This window comes from Methylomonas sp. BW4-1 (genome assembly GCF_052474385.1).
In genome coordinates, this window is the sequence record NZ_CP184125.1 from 2505633 (window position 1) to 2530025 (window position 24393).

Below are 24393 nucleotides of genomic sequence, written 5' to 3' on the forward strand. Positions count from 1 at the left end.
GCAGCGGAGGGAATTGCAGAATTCGGCTTGTCTTAAAACCCGACTGGTTTCAAAATCCCCGCCCAACACAAACCTTTTGGGCATTTTTTACCATGGCAAGCACGCTGTTGGTCGTTGACGACCTTTCGGATTGGAATCCTTATTACCCTAGCGATCAGGTCGTCAGCTTTGAAGATTATCTGGCCAGCGAGCAAAGCGATCCGGACCAGCGGGTGCGGGTAATCAACCTGTGCAGCAGTTACACCTATCTATCCGATGGTTACTACTGTTCGCTGCTGGCCGAAGCCCGCAATCACCATGTGATTCCGTCGGTTAAAGTCATCAACGACTTGGGCAAAAATGCCTTGTACCGCCTGCAACTGGAAGACTTAAACCAGCCGCTGGCACGTGCTTTCAAACATCAAAACAAAAACGGCGAATTTACTCTGTACAGCTATTTCGGCACCACGCCGGAACCGGCTTTTCAAGAATTGGCGCGGTTATTGTTCGAGCGTTTCGCCTGCCCGATTTTGGAAATCAGCTTGCGCTTTGAGCAGCAATGGCAAATCACCGATCTAAAAGCCGTCTCCCCCAGGCAGTTGGACGACGCGATGCAGACCTTATTCGCCGATGCGCTGGATCGCTTCAGCAAAAAGGTCTGGCGGAAAAGCCGGACCCGAAAAACCGCCCGCTATGATCTGGCGATTCTGATCAACCCCTCCGAGCAACTGCCGCCCAGCAATCGCGGGGCACTGAAAAAATTTATCGATGCCGGCCGGCAGCTGGGTATCGATGTGGAACTGATTACCTTGAATCATTACGGCCGCCTGCCGGAATTTGATGGTTTATTCATCCGCGAAACCACCGCCATCGACCATCACACCTACCGTTTCGCCAAAAAAGCCGAAGCGGAAGGCTTGGTGGTGATCGACGATCCCACCTCCATCTTGCGTTGCGCCAATAAAGTCTATCTGGCCGACCTGTTTCGCACTCATAAAGTGCCCTCTCCCAAAACCTGGATTTTGCACAAGGGGAATACCCAACACTTGGATAATCTGGAAGCCATCGCGGGTTATCCGGTGGTGATCAAAATTCCCGATGGCTCATTTTCGCGCGGCATCGTCAAAGTGCATAACCGCCAGGAACTGGAGAGCAAAGTCGCCGAGTTATTCGAGCAATCCGCGCTATTGCTGGCCCAGGAGTTTTTGTACACCGATTTTGACTGGCGCATCGGCATCTTCAACCAAAAAGCCCTGTATGCCTGCCGCTATTTCATGGTGAAAAACCATTGGCAGATATACCGGCACGGCGCCAAACGCACCGACAGTGGTAACTTCGACACCCTGCCCACCTTCGAAGTCCCCAAAGGCGTGCTGGACGCGGCATTACGGGCCACGCAACCTATCGGCAATGGTTTATACGGCGTCGATGTCAAGGAAATCAAGGGCAAAGGCTATGTCATCGAAGTCAACGACAACCCCAGCATCGACAGCGGTGTGGAAGACAAATATTTGGGCGACGAATTGTATAAAGCCATCATGAGCGAATTTCTGCGGCGCATGGATAATCGCAGCAAAGGTGTTGCGCAATGACCGCCGCACCGCTCGACGTACTTTGTATCGGCCATGCCAGTTATGACTTAGTGTTTTCGGTGCCGCATCATCCCGGCGCCGATGAAAAAATCGTCGCCGACAACTTGCTAGGCTGCGGTGGCGGCCCCGCCGCCAACGCCGCCGTCACCGTCGCCAAATTAGGCGGCAGGGCCGGCTTTTGCGGTTATTTGGGTAATGACGTGTATGGCGATAGTCATTTACGGGAGTTGCAAGAGCATGGCGTCGATACTCGCTGGCTGGTGCGCGGCGGGTCGCCCACCCCGTTGTCCACGGTGCTGGTGAAACCGAACGGTCAGCGCGCCTTAATCAATTACAAAGGCCAAACCAGCGCCTTGCCCGCCACCACTATCGGCTTTGACGACTTACCAGCCAAAGTGCTGTTGTTCGACGGTCATGAGCCGCATATTTCCCTTCACTTATTAAATCAGTTAACCCACCCAGTACCGACGGTGTTAGACGCCGGCTCGCTGCACGACGGCACGCTGGCTCTGATGGACAAAGTCGAACATCTGGTTTGTTCGGAAAAGTTTGCCGTGCAATATGCCGGCGACGAAAACCTGGCCTTAGCCAAACTGGCGCAAATTGCCCCGGTGGTAGTCATTACCCTGGGCGAACGCGGCTTAATCTGGCAACGCGGCCAGGAGCGCGGTAGTTTAAACGCCCCGCCTATCGTCGCCATAGACACCACCGGTGCCGGCGACGCCTTTCATGGCGCCTTTGCCGCGGGCCTTGCCAAGGGTTTGAGCTGGATGGAATTATTGCGCTACGCCAGTGTGGCCGGGGCGTTCTGCTGCTCGCGGATGGGTGCTAGGCCGGGTTTGCCTAGCTTGAGTGAACATCAAAAACTGCTGGGAAGCTGGATAGATGGCGATTGATTTGAACAGACAAGAAAAGGCAGATAAGCCAACGTTCAATCGTAGATTAGCTTGCGTAATCGCACATTTCCAACTCAACAATCCTCCGATTACACTATCGCTGATCAGAGCTTGTATTATCCACCCGTGTTTTTCAGGAGATAATAAAATCTCGAAAAACATGCCTGAGGGGCACCTCAGGTTTGGGTCACTGGATGCCGTATCGGACCTTGGACTATTGAAGCCCGAGACGTAGACCCCTGCAGCAGTGACCCACCCTCGATCAACGATCGGACAGTCTCTTCGGCCCGGATTCCGGCAGCCTGCATTCACAAGGTAGATCATTTGAGGTTTTCAATGTCCCATTTTTATCTCGGTATCGATGTTGCTAAAGCCAAGCTGGACTGCGCGTTGCGCTTGCCCAGCGGTAAGTTTCGCGCCAAAGTCATTCCCAATTCTCTCGACGGCTTCGCGACGTTGTTGACGTGGTTGGCCGCTCAAAAGGCCGAATCGCCTCATGTCTGCATGGAAGCGACCGGCATTTATTGGGAAGACGTTGCTCAGCATCTGGCAACCAACGGCTTAACTGTCAGCGTCGTCAATCCGGCACAAATCAAAGCTTATGGCGCTTCACGGCTCACCCGCAGCAAGACCGACATGGTCGATGCTAAACTCATTGCCGATTTCTGCGCCGAACGCAAACCATCCGCTTGGCAACCCCGTTGCGAGGCGGAAGTCACGTTACGCGCACTAGTGCTACGCCTGGACGCCCTGCAAACCATGCGCACCCAAGAAAGCAACCGTTTGCAGGTGGCTCGCGAAGCGGTACGCGAGGACATTCAGCAGCATCTGAATTGGCTGGATACCGCTATCCAACAATTGATCGACGCCATCAATGATCACATTGATCGTCATCCCGATCTGAAGCAACAGCGCGAATTACTCGACAGCATCCCCGGCATTGGCGAGCGCACCAGCGCCATCATCCTGGCGTTTTATGCCGATACCTCCCGCTTCGCCAACAGTCGGCAGGCCGCCGCCTTCGCTGGACTCGATCCCCGGCAATACGAATCGGGTAGTAGTATCAAGGGCAAACCCAGACTCTCCAAAATAGGCCACTCGTTCTTGCGAAAAGCCATGTATATGCCTGCCATGGTGACACTTTATAAAACGGCCTGGGGAAAACAATTCAGAAACCGATTAGCCTGCGCCGGTAAGCCCAATAAACTCATTATCGGCGCCATGATGCGAAAATTGATTCATGTGGCGTTCGGCGTCTTAAAATCCGCCAAACCCTTCGATTCGGCTATTCATTTGGCTTGACTTGGATAACAGTATCTACGCGGGCTGCTTTCTTATTAGCCAGGAAGCAATAGCTTCCAAGATTTAGGTTCCAAGCGAGAGCTTGGAAACCAGAAAAAAGGCATTCCGAACCTATTAAGTAGGATCAGAGTGCTCTAAGCTGATATACAGCAACCTAATCTCGAATCAAAGCCTCATGTTCAAAAATCTCTTGCAACTTGTAACTCGGTTCTTAAAGCATGGGACGCAAAAAATGGATCACGCCAATCACGAAGATAATACCGATGTTGTCTCCATTCTCGAGTCGCAAGCCAGCGTAGCCTCGATAGTAAAACAGCTCAGCAATGAGAAAGCGGTGATCGAGCCGGCCATCCGTTACCTCTCCGAAAGAAGACCAGGCATTTGGCTGGAGAGAAGGCTCCCACGCGATTTCGAACACCCATCCCACTCCTACCTGGGCGGAATTCCGGGTCTTAGCTCGCATTCCGATTGGCCTTACGACAATAAGGGCCTGCGCGCCTTTTTTGTCGGCCAACTCGATTGCCGGGAAATCAACGATTTGGTTCCTGGCTATCTGCCGGACACCGGCATGCTTTGCTTCTTCATCGATCAGGATATGGAAAACTTCTGCGAAGCCGACGACATACGGAAATGTTATGTCATCCACATGGCGGACGATGGCAAACCCATAATCAACTCTGTTCCCGACGACTATCCCAAAACCGGCAATTGGATTAGCGCTTTGGACGGGTTAAGCTTTCGACGCCATTCGCTTGAAGACAGGGAGTTACAACCCAGGATTTGGCCGAAAGCCGATTTGAAACCGCATAAGATAGCGGCCTTTGTCAGCTCGTACGAATATTGTCTATCCTTATTTCCTTCCGCCGAGCGGAGTCCCGAACAGCCAGCGTTGTGGGAGCCCATTTACTCGGTCGTCCACAAAATCGTGGACGATTATTTGAGCGTCAAACGGGATGCCATCCTGGGGCCGAAAGTTTGCGACGATTCCCACTTCTACACGTTGTTCCCCAAAACCGTTCCGGCGTATTTTCATGAATACAAGAGAAATCTTATTCGAGCTACGGCCTGGGGTTTCCGTGGACTCGCCTCCACATCTCCCGTACCGTGCAGAGCGCGCTGCGTGCGGCTTGCTACGAATTCAACAAGCTAAAAATGTGGAATGTTTCCGAACTCTTAGGAATTTTGAAGCCGGACGGGCATTACGGCAACAAATACACATGGGGGTTCGCCGGATCAAAAAATAATCCCGGTTTCATTAGCGACGCGGAAGAGCTTCAGGCATTATCGGCCTCTATCAAAGACGGCCACCCTGAATTATAGGACAGATTTCGTTACGCTCTGGAATTGGAGCGGTTTTATCAGGAGGCGAGTTCTTTATTTGAAGCGTATGTGGAGAATCCCTTCGCCGAACCCTCCGCTGATGAAAAAGAACGGTTTGTCGACTGGCTGGCGGGATGGATCAACCACGGCTGCGCGAGAAGCGATAAGCGATTGGCCGAAGCGCTTGAGGAGAAATCTTTCCCGGTTTTCGATACCGGTTTTGATCTTCCCAGAGAGGATGCAGGGAACAAAGACCTTTGCTTTACTTACTTTTTCGCCAGTAGTTTACAGAGCGCCTGTCATTCGGCATTTTGCGACGCCACCATCATGTGCCTAAGCCATTCCGCCGCCGTATCAGCACTTATCCCGAAGGAGACTTTCGAGTCCCTATTGCGATTACCCGCTTACGACAAACGCTACGGTTTTCATCGCTGCCTTGGATACGGTTATTGCGTTCAACACGCGGCATACCAACATAGAGACAAGGTGTTGCTGCTCGAAGTGCAATCCGACAAGGCCCTGTTTACCAACTTCGGCGACGGGGCGCTGCAGTTCTGGATAAGGCCGGAAGATTTAGCCGCAAGGCGGTTCGATCAAGCTTTCGTAACTGCAGAATGTACCTAGCTAAAGTTTTGGAGTGGATTCCCCCCTGGTTACCAAGCTTAAGCAAGCCTTGATGGAATCGAGATTTCGAAGGCCAACGCTTTTCAATTGTCGATGTGGGTTTGGTTGCCGGCAGCCTAAGCTCTCGATTCCGCTGACGCTTAATCAAGGCTAACCGTTTTGATACTCACGAAACACATAGTCGGCCTGGATACCGCTTCACAAATCGCTTCTGCGTCATTTGCATCGTTTTTATTGGCTTTAACATAAGGTTTAACGAATTTCGGCGCAATCAGCTTGACCATATGACCGAGCTTTTGCAATTCACGCACCCAGTAATGCGCACCACTGCAAGCCTCTATCCCAATCAAACAGGAGCGAAGCGCGGCTTTTCGCCAGTCAGCTTCACCGCCATGTTAGGCATTACCTTTTCTCCTAATGTGCTTTAGACCCTTGAGGAAGCTCCAGCAAAGAATCGGACAAAGAACCGCGGCAGTCACCAAAAACCATACAAGCATGCCCGTGGACAACTCATCGTAACTCTTGACCTTTTCAACATAGAAGAAATGCGCTGCCGCTGAAGCCCACCAAGCCCCGTAGAGACCAAGGGCTATGGCGAAGATGCAAACTAGAATTTTTGAAATCATGGCTAGACGGTTTCCCAAAACCAAAAAGCGCCTTTGTCATACCGACTACCCCAAGGAGTGTAAACGCTAATAACAGTGTAGTGGTCAACTTTTTTCGGACACTAAAAAAGGTTGTTGTTCTGCCATTTTCATCTCATAGCGATTTGGGGGCTGGTAACCCAATGACGAATGCAAGCGCCGACTTTTGTAGAAATTGACCATGTAGTCGGTTACATCGCGGATGGCCTCGGTCTGGTTGGCATACTGGCGACGCCAGACGCGCTCCATTTTCAAGGCCATAAGGTGCGCAGAATATAGGGGGCTGCCGCTAGGCGCACCGTTCGTGATCGTTGCACCTCGCATGGCTAGACACAGCCTGTATGATGGTCGCATGTTATTCCTCTTAAGAAGCCAGCTACCGCTCGAAATACGCCAACAAAAAATCGATAAACGTAGTCAACTTAGCCGGATAAAAGCGCCGTTGCAGATAGGTCGCATAAATGGCAATCGCCGGCCGGCGATATTGCCTGAGGATTTCCACCAGTTCGCCACTTTGTAAATACGGAGCTACCGATAGTCTGGGCGCTTGCACGATGCCCATACCCAAGGCTGCTGCCTGACATAGCGCGCGCCCGTTATTAGACGCCAGCACCCAATCCGATTTGATTTTCTTTAATTCGCCGTCGACGTTGAACAACCAAAACTCGCCATGAGGCGTATCCACGTAGTGCAGGCATTGATGATGGCTCAGTTCGTCTGTGGTTTGCGGATAACCTTTTTCGGCTAGATAAGTCGGCGCGGCGTAGGTACACAGTTCAGTCTCGGCAATTTTCCGCGCCACCACGCCGGGGTCCAGGGTATCGGTCACTAACAGGGAAATATCGAAACTGCCGACCCGCAAATTCGGCGGTTTGTTATCCAACGACATTAAAATCTTCACTTCCGGGTAGCGCCGCAAATACGCTTCGATGGCCGGCACCATATACATCCCGCCGAAATCAATCGGCGCGCTGATCTTGATGGTACCTTTTACCCTCTCGCCCAACTGCGCGGTGGAGGCTTCCAAATCCGCCAAATCTTCCAACAATTGCTTGCTGCGGTTGTAGTAGGCTTCGCCGGCACTGGTCAGGCTGAGGCTTCGGGTAGTCCGATGCAGTAACACCACGCCCAGGGAGGCTTCCAATTGGGCGATATACTTACTAATCATCATCGTCGACAGCTTTAACTCTTTCGCTACTGCGGAAAAAGTCCCCAATTCAACGATTCGGCAAAACACCCGCATGTTGTTAAACTTGTCCATGACGCCATCACTATAAACTTAAGGTTTATATTTTATAAACCAATTAGCGTCTTTAAACCAGAATTCCGCTTGGCTACAATGCCGCCCGGAGATAGTCGTTACCTCGTCTGGTTTGCAATTCAGGCCAGACGTTTTTTTACCCACCGAGGTTTTTATGAGCAAAGTTCACAACGAAGTACTGTTAGCCAACCGCGATTATGTATCCAGTTTCAGTAAAGGCGATTTGGCTATGCCACCGGCTCGTCAGTTTGCCATACTGACCTGCATGGACGCCCGCCTGGACCCGGCCAAGTATGCCGGCTTATCCGAAGGCGACGCCCACGTGATCCGCAACGCCGGTGGCCGCGCCAGCGACGACGCGATCCGCTCTCTGGTTATTTCCTATAAATTACTCGGCACCAAGGAATGGTTTGTGATTCATCACACCGACTGCGGCATGGAAACCTTTACCAACGACATCATGAGCGACCTATTAGCCAGCAGCTTGAAAACCGCCAGCGTCGATGCGACCGGCTGGCACGACGGCGGCGAAGGCCCTGGCTCAACAGACGGCAAATATATCAACTGGCTGACCATCAAAAACCAAGCAGAAAGTGTCCTGGAAGATGTAAAACGCATCAAAGCCCATTCACTGGTACCTAGCGAAATTCCGGTTTACGGTTATGTTTACGACGTCAAAACCGGCCGCTTGATCGAAGTCCCTGAAGCGACTGCCGCCGGCCAAGCCAGCTAAAATTTGCTGTCAGCCTTCGGAATCCGTCTGTTCTATTGCCAAATAGACAGAGGCATTACCGTAGAAAGTGAAGTGATAGGACTCAAAATTACGCTACTTTGAGCAATGCGCTCCCGCAAATGCGGGAGCGATTTAATCGCCAATCCTAAAATTGTCAGCTTTTGCTTCCGACTATTGCTTAGCTGAAAATCAAAAGTCTATTGGACTTACCGCCCGAAAACTCAATCGCAAAACGCCGCAGAAATCTCAGCGGTTTTGTCGTAGAAGCTTTGCAATATCCAACTACCTGAACTGGCAACGGAAAACAAGTCCTTACCGGCGTTCAGAGTCTTTGCTGGTACCGCGGAGACAGCGGAAAGATTGCATCCAGTTGTTATACCTAACATCAATAACCTCGACGGCGCGGCATATTTCGAAATATATAAAACAGAAAAAAGCTGAAAATCCACCCAACCGTCGGGATAGGAACAACTGCATTCATGGCGCTAACATTAACTTGGTAGCCACTTGTGCTCTCCAGGGAAATGGCGATACCCAGAATATTTATCGTGTGAGAACCGGTAGCCAATATACCGTCAAAGGACCAAGCTTCATCGGCAGGTCCGGCACTTTAGCCAATGGACTTCCATCCAAGTTGACGGCGTATAACAGACTCCCAGTGTTAGTTTCTAGGGAACTCACTGAAACCCTAACTTGACTGCTGTTGTGTAAATTAAAAGTCCAATCGTCAAGCACATTGGTTTCAATACGTAGGCCGGTTACTATGCCGAATAGATCCTGCGGCGAATTTTGACCTGATTGCAAACTTCCGAGAATAGGGCCGTAACCGGTAATTGTGCTCCAACTTAAAGTTGACGCATTAACTTGAAATGAAAATGACGCGATGACCAGGCATATTATCGTTAAGTATTTTTTCATAAAAAGCCCCAAAGCAGATGGTAAAGATACGGTTATACATATCTTTCCCCATCAGCGAAACGGTAATATCTTTCCCGCAATGATTATTTTCGGCTTGCCGGTGCTTGTTCGGTAATATGCTTTGGCGACCCTTCAAATAAAATCAGGGTCAACGTATTCTCACCATGCAAAAGTTGGCAAACCGTCCAATGACTTTGCCCTGGAAACGACTTAAAGCACCCAACACGCTTAATCTACATTGCGTATTGTGCCCCGTGAGGGAAGTATTTTGACAAAAAAAGGGGCCTTGCGGCCCCCTTAATCTTTAACTACCTGATAAAACTCAGTTAAAGCTGGAACCCGGTGTACCTGGCAATTGCGGCATGCTTTGCGCAGGGAATTCGCCAGTCAGCGCATTCAAAAACGCGACGATGTCAGCCACGTCAGCATCGGACAACTCTTGATTTAATTGCAATTTACCCATTAACCAAACGGCTTTATCCAAGGTTTTTACCGAACCGTTGTGCATATAAGGTGCGGTCAAAGCCACGTTACGCAGAGTCGGCACTTTAAACAGGTGCTCGTCGCTTTCTTTTTTGGTGACTTCAGCCAAGCCTTTGTCTTTTTGGAAGTGGTATTGCGCTTCGAAGTAGCCGCTAGGGTTAACAGGGAATTTTTGGAATACCCCTGGGCCGTTAAAGGCCGGACCACTGTGACAGCTGGTGCAACCCAGTTCCACGGCTTTTTTCAGACCGCGTTCTTGCTGTTCGGTCAAGGCATCTTTATCGCCTTTGACATATTTGTCGTAAGCGCTATTCGGTGTAATCAACGTTCTTTCGTAGGCGGCAATCGCTTTGGTGGCGTTGTCTTTGGTAATAGCTTCGGCATCGCTACCAAAGGCCACTTCGAAAGCATGGCGATAGCCTTTGATGGTTTTCAAGCGAGCAACCACGTCATCCCAGCTTTTCATACCCATTTCAATTGGGTTGGTGACTGGACCTGCTGCTTGCGCTTCCAGACTGTCGGCGCGGCCGTCCCAGAATTGCACTTTGTTGAATGCGGCATTCCAGACCGTTGGTGCACTGCGGCCGCCGGTTTGGCCGTTGACGCCCATGGAGTTGGGCCGGTTATCTTCGCCGCCCAGCATGGTGTTGTGGCAAGACGCGCAAGAAACGGTGCCCGTGGAAGACAGACGCGGATCGTGATACAGCATTTTACCCAGTTCAACTTTTTCGGGGGTTGTGGGGTTGTTGGCAGGCGCTGGCGCCGTGGTGGGCAGCGCATCTGCCGCCATAACAGACATCGAACTAGCCAGCGCTATCGCAGAAACCAGCATACGAAATTTAAACATGAGATCCTCCTAAGTAATTATTTTAGCCGTGGGCTACCGAATTGTAAGATATTGACGCTGGGCAGGTAAATTAAATTGCATCGTTATCGACCGCACGCTGCAAAGCCGGGGTTAGGCTGGCGTTAAAGTTTTTGCAGCAACTCGCTCAGTTGCGCCAGTGCCTCGTCAATGGCAAATCGGTCGATTTTTTTGGCGATGTCCTCCAGCAAGGGCAAATACTGATGACCGGCCATACTACGCTGTAATTGCTCCAACATGGCTTCGGCCGCGCCTAGATCGCTTTCCAGCAATCGCGACAATGTCTGTAAATCCGCCGCTATCTCGGCGTCGGTAACCCCTGTCAAAAGCGGATCCGTGTCGGGCGCTTGGCTGCTCGCCAGTGCTTGCAAGGCCTCAATTTGCCCGATGACTTGGCGCAAAAATCCTTCCATGTACTGCAAGTGTTCAGCGGGCGGTATTTGATTTTGCTTAAGGACAATATCCACACCGGCGGCGGCTTCGAATAAATCAGTCGCCCCCAGATTGCCGCTAACCCCTTTCAAGGCATGGCAACGCTCTTCAGCCTGTTTGAGTTCCCCGGCATTGATCAAGCCGCGAATCTCGGCGACCGCATCCGGGTAGTGTTCTTTAAAACGGTATAACTGTTTGCGATAGGCCTCCGGATTACCCCCGATCCGGCGTATACCTTGCACAATATCCAGGCTGGTCAAGGTTTGTAAATCTTCGGGATAATCGGCAGCTTGATAAATCCGCGCCGCCTCCTGGCTCTGTTCGTCGTCGGCCGTGAGCGGAATCCAGGTTGCCAATGCTTTGAACAACCGGTCGGGATCAATCGGTTTCGTAACGTGATCGTTCATACCTGCCTCCAGGCTTTTCTCGACATCGCGGGCCATGGCATGGGCGGTCATCGCGATGATGGGCATAGTTGCAAAACGTTGATCGTTCTCGGATTCCGCTAAGGCCCGAATTTTGACGGTGGCTTGCAAGCCGTCCAGCACCGGCATCTGGATGTCCATCAAGACCGCATCGTAATGATGCTGCCTAACCATGCTGACCGCTTCTTCGCCGTTCACCGCTTCGTCAACCTCAATCTCGTGGCTGCGCAGCAATTCGCAGGCAAATTCGCGGTTGATTTCGTTATCTTCCACCAGTAACAACCGAATCCCTTGCAGTTGTTTGATACCGGCAATATCCGCCCCGCCCAATTGCTTAAATTTATCCACCACCCCAAGCACCCGGCCGCGTCCAAGTGCCGACAAAATCGCATCCAGTAAGGAGGACGGCGATACCGGTTTGATCAAAAAGCCATCGATACCGGCCCGGCCCGCCAACACCATCACATCTTCGCTGCCGTAAGCGGTAACCATGATAATCTTGGGCTGCGGCATCAGGCTGGTGTCGGCGCGAATCTGCCTGATCGCCTCATCGCCGTTCATACCCGGCATTTTCCAGTCCATCAACACCACATCGAAAGGCTGGTCGGCCGGCGCCTCCCGCAACGCTCTCAGCGCCCCGGCCGCACTGGCCGAACAGCTCACCCGTAGCTGAAACGGCCGCAACATATCGCTGATGATTTCCCGGGAGGCCTCGTTGTCATCCACCACCAATACCCGCACCTCGGCCAACAACACGCCTATGCTTTGCTCCAGCGCGTCTTGATGCAGCAAAGTATCCTTAGCAACGCCCAAGCGCACGGTAAAACAAAAGGTTGTGCCCTGGCCCAGTTGCGACTGCTCGATCCAGATCCGGCCCTGCATCATTTCCACCAGGGTTTTACAGATGGCCAAGCCTAAACCTGTGCCGCCAAAGCGCCGGCTGGTGCCCTGATCGGCTTGGGTAAACTCTTGAAACAGTTTTTTCTGATCGTCTTCCGCCATGCCGATGCCGGTATCTCTGACCGATACCCGCAAATCGATAGTGCTATCGGTTTTGGCCAGGCAATAGAATGCCAGTTCCAATTCACCGGCTTCGGTGAATTTCAGCGCGTTGCCGCATAAATTGGTCAACACCTGGCCGAAACGCAAGGGATCGCCTAACAACACCGGCGGAATTTGCGGATCGTGACGGATCAGAAACTCGATACCTTTCAAGCCGGCTTGGTAACCGATCATGTCAGCCAATTGCTCCACCACGCTATCGAAGCGAAATTCGGTTTCTTCCAGCGCCAATTTACCGGCCTCGATTTTGGAAAAATCCAGAATATCGTTAAGAATCCCCAATAAGGTACGTGCGGAACTGTGGGCTTTTGCCAAATAGTTGCGTTGCGACGCGGTCAATTCGGTCTGCAAAGCCAGATGCAACATACCCAGCACGCCGTTCATCGGCGTGCGAATCTCGTGCGACATATTCGCCAGAAACTGGCTTTTAGTCTGGGTGGCTGACTGGGCGGCGTCCCGAGCCTCTTTCAACGCCAGCTCGGCCTGTTTGCGTAAGGTCACATCCTCGTAAGTACTGACGAAACCGCCATCGGCTATCGGCCCGCCGCTGATCTCGATGACCCGGTTGTCCAATCTTTGCCGAGTAAAATTGTGCGGCCGAAAATGTCTTATTTCTTCCAGCAATTGCCGCAGTTCGGTATCGGGATCACGGAAACGCAACTGCGGATCGGTTAAATCAAACTGCACGAAATCGGCATGGTCCCTGCCCACTGCCAGCATACTTTCCGGATAACCGCGCACCTCGCTGAGTTTTTTATTCCAAACCAATAACTTTAAATTGCTGTCAAAGGCTATCAAGCCCTGCGACATGCTATCCAGCACGGTGGCCAGCATGACGCTGTTATGCGCCAATTTGGCGTTAATTTCCGCCAACTCCGTGGTGCGGGCAGCCACGCGCTCTTCCAGACCTTCGTTGATGCTGGCCAATAGTTTTTCGTTTTCGGCAAGCTGCCGGTTCAAAGCCAACAGTTCGCTATCGCGAGCTTCGATGGTGGCTATCATCGTGTTGAAGGCTTGAATCAGCGCACCCAATTCATCGTTACTCTCTTGTGCGGCGCGCAAGGTGTAGTTCTTTTCACTGTTGATCGTTTCGACGGTTTTCTTCAACCTGACCAGCGGACCGGACACCACTTGCTGCAAACTGGAAGCCAATAGCAAGGCGAACAGACCGGATAACATCACAATGCCCATCGCCGCAGCCAAAAAATCCCGCCATAAGGAATCCAGCTCCGCCAGGCTGGAGGCTATCCAAACCCTTCCCAAAATACGACCGTCCAAGGCTATCGTTTCGCTTATGGTGCAATAGGCATCGTCGAATCGCGGCCGCTCGCTAGCCGAAGGCTCGGGATGTTGCAGCGGACAGGCCAAGCCGGGTTCGTAAAGCGCAAACAGCTGATTAGCGCTATCGTAAATACAGGCCGAAACCACGCTCTGCTTGACGCTTAAAGCGGCCAAGGTGGCGTTGGCGACGCTACTGTCATTAAACGACAAGGCCACGGTACTGCGATTGGCAATGATACGAGCCAGAGAACTCAAATCCCGGCCCATATCTTCTTTTACCCGCATGTGTTCCTGGGCAATAAAACCGGCCCCCGCCAGCAGCAGGGACAAAATACTGGTTGCCAACATGATCAGCACCAGCTTGGTTTTTATGGTCAGATCGCGTTTAATTTCAGCCTGGTTTGTCATGGGATTCCGGAGTGAATTAACGGACGATACGGGCGATTTCCATCAACAAGGCGTTGACTTTTAATTGCGCTCGGCGCACGGCGTCCGGATTGATTTCCAGTTTGATCTGGCCGTTTTCGCTATAAAAACCGATACAGCCGCCGCGGCCGGCAAACCCCTCGGCATCGCTGACAGTTAATATCTGATTGCCGCGCACCTGCTGTATCAAGGCTGGCAATTCCGGCGCGTCATGGTCGATATACAAAATCTGGCAAATCTGCGGGTCGTCTATGCCCGACCAGATTTGCAATAAATGCCCCTTGGTATCACGGCTGGCCAACTCGCTCAGCAAGTTGACGATAGGTTCGGCGCCGACAATGCAGACATGCAGCGTATCGTTCATCAGCGCCGGCCACTCCACGAACTTGGTGAAGTTGAACACATAATTGGCCTTGGTTTTGGCGTTGACCATGTCGTCGGCAGCGGCGCCGAAACTGCTGAGCAACACCCACAACAATAAACCCGCGCTCACTAACTTGCCCGGCATCAAAACTCCAGGCGGGCGGTCAATTTCACCGTCAAACTCGGTCCGGCCAGCACAGTCAGCGGCGCCCCCAAATTCGGCGAGGCAAAGTCGCTGTTAAATGCCGCATAATTTTTAAAATCGAATAAATTCAATACATCCAGGCGCAGTTTCATCCGGGTGTCGTGCGGCGTATCGAAACTTTTTATCAGCGCAATGTCGACTTGTTTGTATCCCCACCACTGCCCCGGAAAAATAAAATCGCTACCTTGCGGCGTAAAGGTATCAAAACGGCAAGCACCGCTTGCACAGTTGACGCCGGAGCGGGTGTCCGGGGTCGCCAGCGTCAGCTTGGTGGAAAAAATCAAATCCCACGGCAAATCGACACTGGCGGTTGTCACCAGCTTATGTTTTCTGACCCCGGCGGTATCCAGCCAGCCATTGGTGTGGGTATTGGGATGTTCAAACAAATAACTGCTGTTATCGAAGAAAGACTGCGGTTTGTTTTCCTCGGAATCGGTAAAGGTGTAGGCAAACGTCATACCCCAGCCGCTGTCTTTGCTGTACGGTTTCTCGGCTTTGACAAATACCGAATTGGTTTTGGTCTGTACACCGTTATCGAACAAAATTAATTGCCCAAAGCCAGGCACGGCCTGAAATGTACCCCCGAACCCGGACCCGGCTGCGTAAAAGCTGCCGTCGGCATTGCGGCCGCCCAGCAAACCGACCAAACCGTTGTAACTGTGCACGTGCGACACGCTGACTTCGGTATGCCAGTCGCCGAAACGATTGCGCATACCGATATTGAATTGGTCGGCATAGGGCGTGCGCAGATTGTTGCGCATCAAATTGATTTCCCGGCTGGTGCCCGTACCGGCACCAGTCAGTGCGGACAATTGCGCCGGCGTATAGTTTAAATATTCGGGATTCCAGGCGATGCAATCGACGCCGGCCACGCAATCATAATTGGGGTCGCCCTGAAAATTGACGCTAAAACTGGGATAACTGCCCTTGGTACGTTCCAGTTGCAACACGTCGTAAATATGGCGGTCGTAGGCTTTAGCGTAACCGCCGAACAACACATGCCGCTGGTCTTCGAATAAGTCGTATGCCAAACCTAGTCTGGGCGCAATATTATTGCTGTCGGCCGCCCGGTTAGCGCCGTTACTGAGGTAGTTCTCGATGTCGTACCCCGTATTCGCGTTGTGAATGTTACGCCAGTTGCGGAGCGCGCTGCTGACATCGCCGGGCGTGACATGGTTTAGATAGCCGGGGTTGTATTCGTAATCCCAGCGGACGCCCAGGTTCACGCTCAAGTGTCGATTAGGGTTCCAATCGTCTTGCAGATACGCGCCGAATTGCGTCACATCGGATTGGGCGGAACCGTCACCGCCGCCGGCTAAAGGCGTTGCCCAACGCACTTGATACGGGTTGCCGGCAGGATTGTTTAAATTCAAGCCGAACTGCGGGTGGTAAGGATCGCGCTCTACCGCGCCCAGTTCTATCTGTTTAACTTTAGCACCCAGCTTGACGACATGGCTGCCATGCCAATCCAAACCGCTGAAGGTCAGATCGTCTTGAAAACCCGGCCCGCTTTGGCCTTTATCCTGATAATTGGTCGCGCCGCCGCTATTCAACACACTCCGGCTATTCAGATTCCCCGCGCTCAAACTGCCGTCCAGGCGACGCAGTTGTAAACCCGCGCTTTGCGTGGCCGGCAGTTGCCGCCAATTGGCATCCTCATAAGTAAACCGGGCTTCGTTTACCCAATGTTCCGCGCTGTATTGATATTTAAAATCCAGGCGTTTTTCGCTGTTACCCTTGGTCAGCGCGTAAGACTCTGAGTTTTCACCGCCAATCCCTAAGGTTTCGGTTTCGTCGCGCAGCTTAAAAAACACTTCGATCAAATTACTATCGTTAAGCGCCCAATCCAGTTTCCCGAAGAACAAATCCGCCCTGAACGGCCTGTTCACCCGACCCAGTTGCGCTTGATACGGCTCGGGTAAGCGGGAGCCGTCACCCGCGCTAATATTGGCGTAATCGTCGTTGAGTTTACGTTCGTATGCCATGAAAAAATGCGCGACATCCTTGGCGATGGGACCGCTTAAGGTCACACCGAATTGCGCTTGCTCGGTGTCGCGCTTGCCGCCCGCCAGTTGTTCGCTGGGGGTAACGCTGCGCAGATCCTGATTGGTATGATCGTAAAATGTTTCGCCGTGAAAGGTATTGCCGCCGGATTTAGTCTGCACCGAAATTGCCGCGCCGCCGACTTGATCGTACTCGGCCTTATAGTTCTGGCTAATGACCTTATATTCGGCAACGGCCGATTCCGGAAACACATTGCCGCGACTGGAATCCTGGCCGGCTACGCCCCCCCTGACCACATAGTTTTTCTGGCTAACGCCGTCGATAAACAAATTGACGCTATCCGGCCGCTGCCCGCCGCTTTGCAAGCGGGTACTGCCATTTTCATCGTTTACCACGTTCACACCGGGCGCCAGATCGGCATAATTCAGAAAATTGCGGTTTACCTGCGGCAAGCGCTGCATTTGCTCGGGCGTTAAATAGGTAGCCAACTCCGCGGAATTGCCCTCACTCGTCTGTTCGGCAACGCTATTATCATCGCCTAACGCAACGTCTACCAAAGCCACCTGCCCCACTTGCAGCGTCAGCTCTTGACTGTTTTGCTGGCCTTCCAAGCCTAACACCTTGAGCTGGTAACGGCCGGGTTTCAATGCCATCAGCACATAAGAGCCATCAGCTCGGGAAAAGGTCCGCGTGGAAAAACCCCGCTCCAGGCTGGTGACGATGATTTGCGCGCCTGCCTGAGTGTCAGCCCCTCGCAGCGTGACTTGACCACGAATTGTCGCCGCACTGATGTCCGCCTGCACCGGATGGCTCCAACAGCTTATCGTCACTAGAACGCTGGCGGCGCTTGATAACCGGCAGACCGCAAAACCGACGAGCCTCTGCCAGGTTATCGTCTTGCGCAGAGGATGTTCATTAAAAACCGGCCGCATCTTAAAACTCCATTCCGGCTTTAGTAGCAGAGTTGCCTGGATCAGACTGATTCATGTCCTCCCCCGGATGCACGTTGGATTCAATCATGGCGGGGCGTCCCCAGCGTTTGCGGTGCCGGTTTGCCCAGATAAAAACCTTGCGAAAAATCGATACCCAGCTCTACGACCTTGGCTTGGATCTCCGCACTACCCACAAATTCGGCAACCGTGCGCATACCCAAGCGCCGCGCGGCATCGACTATGACGCGGGCAATCACTTCAGAATCCGGATTGTCGATAATATTCATGATGATGGAGCCGTCGATCTTTAAGTAATCGATCTTCAACCGCAACAAATGCACGAAATTGGAATAGCCGCTACCGAAATCGTCAATCGCAAAGTGACAGCCATAGCCTTTCATGCGATTAACAAACTGGCGCACTTCCTCGTAACTTTCGATACCTTCAGATTCGGTAATCTCCAATACAATGCGCGAACCGACGCCGGGCTGAGAGAGTTTTTCGGCAATAAAGCTCACCGTATTGGCATCGATAATATCCTCGACGGTTAAGTTGATACTCATCTCCCCCTCCGACTCAGGCAAGGCTTTCACGACTTGTTCGACGATGGTGCGAGTCAAGGCGGTATATTGCCGGGTGCGTTTTGCCACGCCGAGAAAGCTAGGCGGAATGACATTACCCTCTTCGTCTATCATCCGCATCAGCGCTTCATATTTCACGACTTTCCCGCTGCGATTGTCGATGATGGGTTGATAAAAAGGCACGATGCGGCCGTCGGCCAAGGCACTGCGAATTTTCTGGCTCCAGTGGATGTTATCCTTGTAGTGCGACTTGATCTGCATTTGATCTGTATAAATCAAATAATCCCGACGTTCGATCCTGGCGCGCTCCAACGCCAGCGCCGCATGCGTATAAGGACTGTCGGCCCCCGAACAGATGCCTGCAGTCACGCGGATGTTAATCTTGTCTTCGCCGCAATCAATCGCTTCCGATTCCAAACGCTTGATAATGCTGTCTATCAATTGCTCGAAACGGCCCGGATCGCCACCGGTTTTGGAGAGCAAAGCAAATAAATCGCCGCCGATACGGTAAGCCTGCGCATCGGCGCCGCTCATTTTTTGCAAACGCTCGCCAATTTCCAACAAAACTTTATCGCCGTTGCGCAAACCGTAAAAATCATTGATGGCTTTGAATTGATCGATGTTGATCATGCCCAATATCGACGGACCGGCGTCAGCCAAATCCTGCATCAATTTTACCCGGTTGGGCAAGCCGGTTAACGCATCCGTGGTCTGTTCCCGAATCAACTCTTCCTGTTTGATCAAATGGGTGACATTAACGCTGGTGGATATAAATTCGCGAATCGAGCCGTCGGCGTCAAGGATGGGGACGATGGTGTTGTTGATGTAAATCACCTCGCCACTTTTAGTAAGATTGCTGTAGGTCCCGCGCCAGATTGCACCGCCTAGAATCGTGTTCCATAACTCCCGATGCAAACCCGGAGCCGCGTCGGGATCTTTGAGAATCCGGCTGGTTTTGCCTATAACCTCCTCGCGAGTATAACCGTAGGTTTGCACAAACGCATCGTTTACAAAAGTGATGACGCCGTGCGGATCGGTGCGGAATACGATATTAGACACATCCGTGGCATGCCGGTATTCGCTCAGACGTTTCACCCGGCCTTCCAGAGCGCGGCGTAAGCGGCTCAGTTCCAGATGCGTTTTGACCCTGGCCCGTACTTCGTCAATATCAAACGGCTTGGTAATGAAATCGGCGGCGCCCATGGAAAAACCGCGAATTTTTTCGATGGACGCTTCGACTATCGTCACGAAGAGAATGGGTATCCCCGCGGTTCTAGGATCGCTCTTGAGCCGCCGGCAAACCTCATAGCCATCCATACCCGGCATTCTGACGTCCAGCAATACCAAATCAGGCGGCGTCGGGCCTTGCGCCAACTCCACCGCACGCATGCCTTCCGTCGCCACCATAATGCCGTAATCGTCCTTGAGTGCTTCGAGTAAGCCGTGAATATTTTCGGGAAGATCGTCTACCACCAAAATAGTCGGCCTGGGATTGAGCGATAGGGATTTGTCTTTGTTCATTATCCAAGGAAATAGTTAGATCAGCGTTGCTTGACCCCAACGATTATAGTCTGCCATAGCGTTTCCGATAGGTGGCTAGCTCCAAATGCAGTCTAACCCGAGCTAGAAGCAACTCAGGCACTACGGGCTTGAGTAAATAGTCGTCGGCGCCCAGCGCCATACCCTTGGCGTCGTCACCGACTTCGGCGGCCGCAGTCACAAAAATGACCGGGATTTCGGCCGTTGCCGGATCATCGCGCAGATATTCCAACACCTGGTATCCATCCATTTGCGGCATTTTTATATCCAGCAAAATCAAATCCGGAGCCGACGCGCGCCTGGCGATTTCCAGGGCTTTTTCACCCGAAGTAGCAGCCATCACCGCATAATCTTGCCGCAAAATATTCAGCAAGGTATGCAGGTTTTCGTGAACATCATCGACGATCAGAATTTTTGGTTTTTCGTTTGAAATACAAATATCGTTCATAGAGCTCCCCCGTTCACTCCGATAGGCCATCGACAAAAGGTGAGTTCACTCTCCGGCAAACTCCTGCGCAAACTTAGACCACGATCCACTGAAGAGCAAAATTCAACAATTTATTTATCCGACAGAATATGGTTAACCGAGTACAAGTAAGGGCTGATCGGGCGCTAAACCAATGACTAAACTGGATTGTCTTTTAGGGAAGTAACGACCATGGGAAATTCAAGGCCTAGGCCAATAACCGAGAAAATACTCGTCCGAATTGCAAAATAACCGTGTATCCATTATCCTAGTCGGGATTGGGTGGTCGCTATCACGGCGACAAACGCAGATTAAGTTATGAAGCGATCAATTTCTGAAGCACTAAATCTGCTGATCAGCCCAAAAATGTATTAGGAGAGATGGCCGAGCGGTCGAAGGCGCACGCCTGGAAAGTGTGTATACGGCAACGTATCGAGGGTTCGAATCCCTCTTTCTCCGCCAACTTATAAATTATTGAATAACAATAATTTTTTTCTAAAAAGCCTCAAGAAAACAGAGTTTGCTACACAACCCTGTTACACAAGAGGCTTTTTTTGTGGGGAAAATTCCCTATCTTTTTAGACGACGTAACATCTACTACTTCAGAATTCGAGTTCCTGCTGAGCATCAACAAGCGCTCAACGCAACAGAGATTGTACGAAGCTTAAAGACAGAAAGTCGTCACGAAGCAATTCCACTTGCTTTGCAACTTGCAGCAAATGTTGCACTGGCTTTCAATGAACTGAAGTCAGGGACAATCAGCGATTTTAGCGCTTCAGAGCTGATGTCTCGCGGTCCCCAAAACCAATTACCAGCAACAGTTTCACCAATCACCGTTAGACAAAATCTTCTTAAATCCCCTTTGCTTTCCGTCGTCGTAGCTGATTTTTTGAATCGCTACAATCCCAAAAACAAACCCACGCTGACTAAGCTAAAGTCAACGTTGCCAGTCTTTATTGAGCTGATTGGCGATAAACCGATCAATACCATTCTGCAAGCAGATGTAAACAACTACTTTGATCAAGTACAAAAGCTACCTGTCCGAAGAGATGCAAAGATTTTTAGAGGCATGTCCATTAAGGAGATTATTGCCACTCATGATGGACGCTGTATTGCTGAAGGTACGTTTGAAAGCACCTATCGCGCAATGGTCAGCATGTTCATCAACTGGGCAGCAGTTCATTACAAGGATCAAGGATTTCCTAATCTATCAGTCAACGGCGCTGTGTATCGCGGTAATCGTGCAAACGGCATTAACAAGCAACGCTCACTGACGCTAGATCAAATTCGATTGTTGTTTACCCATCCGAAAATGAAACAGTACGCTGCTGATCGGAATACAGCTCATTGCTGTTGGTTGCCTTTGATTGGTCTGTTTACAGGAGCACGCCTCAACGAGGTCTGTCAGCTCAACCCTTTTACCGACATTAAACAGGATGCCGCGACAGGCATTTGGTACTTCCACTTTACTGACGAGACTGAATCAGCTGTATTAGCTCAGACCTGATCTGACAGTTACCGTTTTTGCGGGGTGTCTGTCAGATTAGATTTGGTTCAGATTTTTTTGAGCCCAAATCTGTTTTCCATCCAGCAAGGTATCCATCGGCGTTCTGCCGTTGCACATTCTGCCCTGATGAGTTCGGTCATTGTTGTAATAAACCAGCCATTCGTCCAGATCTTTTTGGAGTTCATCCAGGTCGCTATAGAGCTTTTTGCGGAACGTGACCTGATAGAACTCCTGCAAGATGGTCTTGTGGAAGCGTTCGCAAATCCCATTGGTTTGCGGCGACATGGCCTTGGTTTTGGTATGGTCGATGTCGTTGATCGCCAGGTATAGCTGATAATCATGCTGTTCGACCTTGCCACAATATTCTGTGCCGCGATCCGTCAGAATGCGTAGAACGGGTAATGCGTTGGCTTCATAGAACGGCAATACTTTGTCATTCAGGATGTCCGCGGCAGTAATCGGCGTTTTGGTGGTGTACAGTTTGCAGTGAGCGACTTTGCTGTAGGTGTCCACGTAAGTCTGCTGGTAAATCCGCCCAACCCCTTTGAGGTTGCCAACGTAAAAGGTATCCTGCGAACCCAGGTAACCGGGATGGGCTGTTTCGATTTCGCCGCAGGCTTGATCATCCTGCTGCTTTTTCTCCAACGCCGCAATCTGCGCATCGCTCAGCATTAACCCTTCGGCGGCTACCTTGGCTTCCAGTGCTTTAAGCCTCTTTTTAAAGTTCTCCAGGTCATGCCGTAACCAGATGGAGCGAACGCCGCTGCCGGATACGAATACTCCTTGTTTACGCAGTTCATTACTGGTTCGATGCTGTCCATGCGCTGGCCACTCAACCGCATAGGCTTTCACTGCCAGCTCAATGCTTTCATCGACGCGATTCTTCAGATTCGGAGACCGGCGGTTTTTGTCGATTAAGGCATCGATACCAACTTCGGCTACCAGCTCTTGATAACGATAAAACGTATCGCGCGAGACACCCATCACCTTGCAGGCTCTGGAGACGTTATTCAGTTCTTGGGCTAAATTTAACAGCCCCGCTTTGTGTTTAATGATCGGATTGTTTGTATGGATCATGAGAGTTACCTTTTGTGTTTTGTGTAAGGATTCGACACCCCTATCAAAACCGGTAACTCTCATCTTTTCAAGTCGATGTGTCAGATCAAGTCGTGACTAATACAATTCAAAAGTAATCCGGCCGTTGTGTACCTGCTTACGCTTTAACTTCTCAGCCTCACCCCATCGGGCTCCGGTTCGCAAACAAATTTGCGTAACCCACCAAGTGCTAAGATTTGTGGAATACATCTTGATAGTTTCCAGCAACTCATCGATCTGCGACCGGCTGAAATAACTGAGCTGCCGTTCCTGGATCTTGAAAAACTCCACCTCGCAAATCGGCGATTGATACGTAATCACCTTCAACTTTTTCAAGCGGTTGAAAACCGCGGCTAGATAACCGTGCCGATTATTAAAGGTTTTCAAGCACACAGCGCCTTCGTTTTGCGTGACATGAAAGCGGTACATCACAAATTGTTCAGCCGTAATCTGGCTAGCTATCGGATTTTTTAAATCTACGGCCATCTGCAACAAAACCCGGCGCCGGCGCTCGGCATCGGCCAAGTTTATGCCGTGGTATATGTACCACGCCTCAATCAACTCTTTCAGGCTGCGCTCATCCATCGCCTGCTCGTAGTTGGTGCGATACTTGGCGAGATAATCGCGCTCGAACAGTTCGGCTGCCTCACGGTTTTCAAAGCCGCTGCGCCGCGTGCGCGGAATGCCTTTCCGGTCTACCTGCACGCGCCAGGAACCGTCATGATCTTGTTTAACCGTCATGGTGTTTTAAGTGTAGGGTGTGACAAATAGAGGCGGCAAGTTTGCGGCTTACCGCCAACTGACTTAAGCCGCTGTTTCTATCAGGTCTGCTATTTGGCGATAGGCATATCTTGTATCTGGCATCACATAACCGCCTTCACGACTGAACACCAATTGAAAAAGACGTTCACAAACCATAATGCTGACTTTCTCGGCATTTTCTATGCCTTTGTCAGCGATGATCGCTGTAACCAAATCCCTAAAAGGTTCGCCGGCTAATTCTATTAGCTTGGCCGCCGATTGCTCGACCATGCCGGCAGAGATTTGCTTAAAGGCGTAATTCATTGATCCGTTTAAACTCGACAGTTCTGATTCCAGTCTAGCAATCTCCCGATTTGTCTTTTCAATTTGACCTTGCAGGTCGGGAAACGTCGCTTCCAATTCCGCTACTGTTTGTCGCTGTGCCTCGTACTGTTCTTCGGTCAAGGTTGGCTGGCGTAACCGCGAAGGGTTTTCCAAGGCTAAATCCTCTTTCTTCAACAGTTCGCCAATCTCACCGATCCTTTGCCAATGCTCGGTTATTTGCCGTTGAGCACCGGCAACCGCCTGGCGTTTCTCTATCAGTCTTCCGTTCAATGAGTCGATGTCGGCTTTTGCCTGGCGATAAGTCGCGATGTGTTCTTCGTTTAACATGTTATTCTCCAAAATATTGAGTGCTTGATGGCGCTACACGGCATG

18 protein-coding genes, 1 tRNA gene and 2 pseudogenes are annotated in these 24393 nt (G+C 51.3%); 8 read left to right on the forward strand and 13 right to left on the reverse strand.

The genetic code is table 11. From position 1 onward, the window contains the following. Positions 1–92 precede the first annotated feature (92 nt). From ACH5Y9_RS11585 to ACH5Y9_RS11605, 5 genes are all read left to right on the forward strand, one after another. A complete protein-coding gene (locus ACH5Y9_RS11585) occupies positions 93–1571 on the forward strand; it encodes a RimK family protein (RefSeq protein WP_445369723.1) in 1479 nt (492 codons plus the stop codon). Next, positions 1568–2467: a carbohydrate kinase family protein gene (locus ACH5Y9_RS11590; protein WP_445369724.1), complete on the forward strand. Its 900-nt coding sequence runs from the start codon at positions 1568–1570 to the stop codon at positions 2465–2467. Before ACH5Y9_RS11585 ends, ACH5Y9_RS11590 begins: the two co-directional genes overlap by 4 nt. A 336-nt stretch (positions 2468–2803) precedes the next feature. Continuing rightward, the gene (locus ACH5Y9_RS11595) at positions 2804–3769 is read left to right on the forward strand and encodes an IS110 family transposase (protein ID WP_445366537.1); all 966 of its coding nucleotides are present in this window, start codon (positions 2804–2806) and stop codon (positions 3767–3769) included. 175 nt (positions 3770–3944) lie between these two features. Beyond that, positions 3945–4919 (forward strand): DUF1963 domain-containing protein, encoded by a 975-nt coding sequence (locus ACH5Y9_RS11600; protein ID WP_445369725.1) that lies wholly within the window; start codon positions 3945–3947, stop codon positions 4917–4919. Positions 4920–5113: 194 nt separating this feature from the next. Next, the gene (locus ACH5Y9_RS11605) at positions 5114–5713 is read left to right on the forward strand and encodes a DUF1963 domain-containing protein (protein WP_445369726.1); all 600 of its coding nucleotides are present in this window, start codon (positions 5114–5116) and stop codon (positions 5711–5713) included. 155 nt (positions 5714–5868) lie between these two features. Here ACH5Y9_RS11605 and ACH5Y9_RS11610 read toward each other — a convergent pair. From ACH5Y9_RS11610 to ACH5Y9_RS11620, 3 genes and pseudogenes are all read right to left on the reverse strand, one after another. Next, positions 5869–6075 (reverse strand): annotated as a pseudogene (locus ACH5Y9_RS11610) (IS110 family transposase); the annotation flags it as partial. Positions 6076–6423: 348 nt separating this feature from the next. Continuing rightward, positions 6424–6612 (reverse strand): annotated as a pseudogene (locus tag ACH5Y9_RS11615) (IS3 family transposase); the annotation flags it as partial. A gap of 121 nt (positions 6613–6733) precedes the next feature. Beyond that, positions 6734–7618 (reverse strand): LysR family transcriptional regulator, encoded by an 885-nt coding sequence (locus tag ACH5Y9_RS11620; RefSeq protein WP_445369727.1) that lies wholly within the window; start codon positions 7616–7618, stop codon positions 6734–6736. A gap of 154 nt (positions 7619–7772) precedes the next feature. Between ACH5Y9_RS11620 and ACH5Y9_RS11625 the strand changes: the two genes are divergently transcribed. Then, the gene (locus ACH5Y9_RS11625) at positions 7773–8351 is read left to right on the forward strand and encodes a beta-class carbonic anhydrase (protein WP_445369728.1); all 579 of its coding nucleotides are present in this window, start codon (positions 7773–7775) and stop codon (positions 8349–8351) included. Positions 8352–8894: 543 nt separating this feature from the next. Here ACH5Y9_RS11625 and ACH5Y9_RS11630 read toward each other — a convergent pair. From ACH5Y9_RS11630 to ACH5Y9_RS11660, 7 genes are all read right to left on the reverse strand, one after another. Next, positions 8895–9269, reverse strand: a complete 375-nt coding sequence (locus tag ACH5Y9_RS11630) for a hypothetical protein (protein WP_445369729.1) — start codon at positions 9267–9269, stop codon at positions 8895–8897. 322 nt (positions 9270–9591) lie between these two features. Then, the gene (locus ACH5Y9_RS11635) at positions 9592–10599 is read right to left on the reverse strand and encodes a cytochrome-c peroxidase (protein ID WP_445369730.1); all 1008 of its coding nucleotides are present in this window, start codon (positions 10597–10599) and stop codon (positions 9592–9594) included. A gap of 122 nt (positions 10600–10721) precedes the next feature. Continuing rightward, positions 10722–14225 carry a response regulator gene (locus tag ACH5Y9_RS11640; RefSeq protein WP_445369731.1) on the reverse strand — a complete coding sequence of 1168 codons (3504 nt, stop codon included), beginning with the start codon at positions 14223–14225 and terminating at the stop codon, positions 10722–10724. Positions 14226–14241: 16 nt separating this feature from the next. After that, positions 14242–14751, reverse strand: coding sequence for a YfiR family protein (locus ACH5Y9_RS11645; protein ID WP_445369732.1), 510 nt, complete (start codon positions 14749–14751; stop codon positions 14242–14244). Continuing rightward, on the reverse strand, positions 14751–17747 hold the full coding sequence (locus tag ACH5Y9_RS11650; RefSeq protein WP_445369733.1) for a carboxypeptidase regulatory-like domain-containing protein: 2997 nt from the start codon (positions 17745–17747) through the stop codon (positions 14751–14753). Before ACH5Y9_RS11650 ends, ACH5Y9_RS11645 begins: the two co-directional genes overlap by 1 nt. Positions 17748–17827: 80 nt before the next feature. Next, a complete protein-coding gene (locus tag ACH5Y9_RS11655) occupies positions 17828–19849 on the reverse strand; it encodes a GGDEF/EAL domain-containing response regulator (protein ID WP_445369734.1) in 2022 nt (673 codons plus the stop codon). A 43-nt stretch (positions 19850–19892) separates the two neighbouring features. Beyond that, entirely contained in the window at positions 19893–20315 is a 423-nt protein-coding gene (locus ACH5Y9_RS11660) for a response regulator (protein WP_445369735.1), read from the reverse strand. 392 nt (positions 20316–20707) lie between these two features. On the opposite strand from ACH5Y9_RS11660, the gene ACH5Y9_RS11665 reads away from it, so the two are divergent. Together ACH5Y9_RS11665 and ACH5Y9_RS11670 are read left to right on the forward strand one after the other, a co-directional pair. Continuing rightward, positions 20708–20795 (forward strand) — tRNA-Ser (locus ACH5Y9_RS11665). 58 nt (positions 20796–20853) lie between these two features. Next, positions 20854–21840 carry a DUF6538 domain-containing protein gene (locus ACH5Y9_RS11670; protein ID WP_445369736.1) on the forward strand — a complete coding sequence of 329 codons (987 nt, stop codon included), beginning with the start codon at positions 20854–20856 and terminating at the stop codon, positions 21838–21840. A gap of 36 nt (positions 21841–21876) precedes the next feature. Here the strand turns inward: ACH5Y9_RS11670 and ACH5Y9_RS11675 are convergent, their stop codons facing one another. The 3 genes from ACH5Y9_RS11675 to ACH5Y9_RS11685 form a co-directional block, all read right to left on the reverse strand. Continuing rightward, positions 21877–22917 (reverse strand): IS481 family transposase, encoded by a 1041-nt coding sequence (locus ACH5Y9_RS11675; protein WP_445369737.1) that lies wholly within the window; start codon positions 22915–22917, stop codon positions 21877–21879. Between the two features lie 96 nt (positions 22918–23013). Continuing rightward, entirely contained in the window at positions 23014–23676 is a 663-nt protein-coding gene (locus ACH5Y9_RS11680) for a phage integrase (protein ID WP_445369738.1), read from the reverse strand. Positions 23677–23739: 63 nt separating this feature from the next. Continuing rightward, positions 23740–24348 carry a hypothetical protein gene (locus tag ACH5Y9_RS11685; protein ID WP_445369739.1) on the reverse strand — a complete coding sequence of 203 codons (609 nt, stop codon included), beginning with the start codon at positions 24346–24348 and terminating at the stop codon, positions 23740–23742. Positions 24349–24393: the final 45 nt, after the last annotated feature.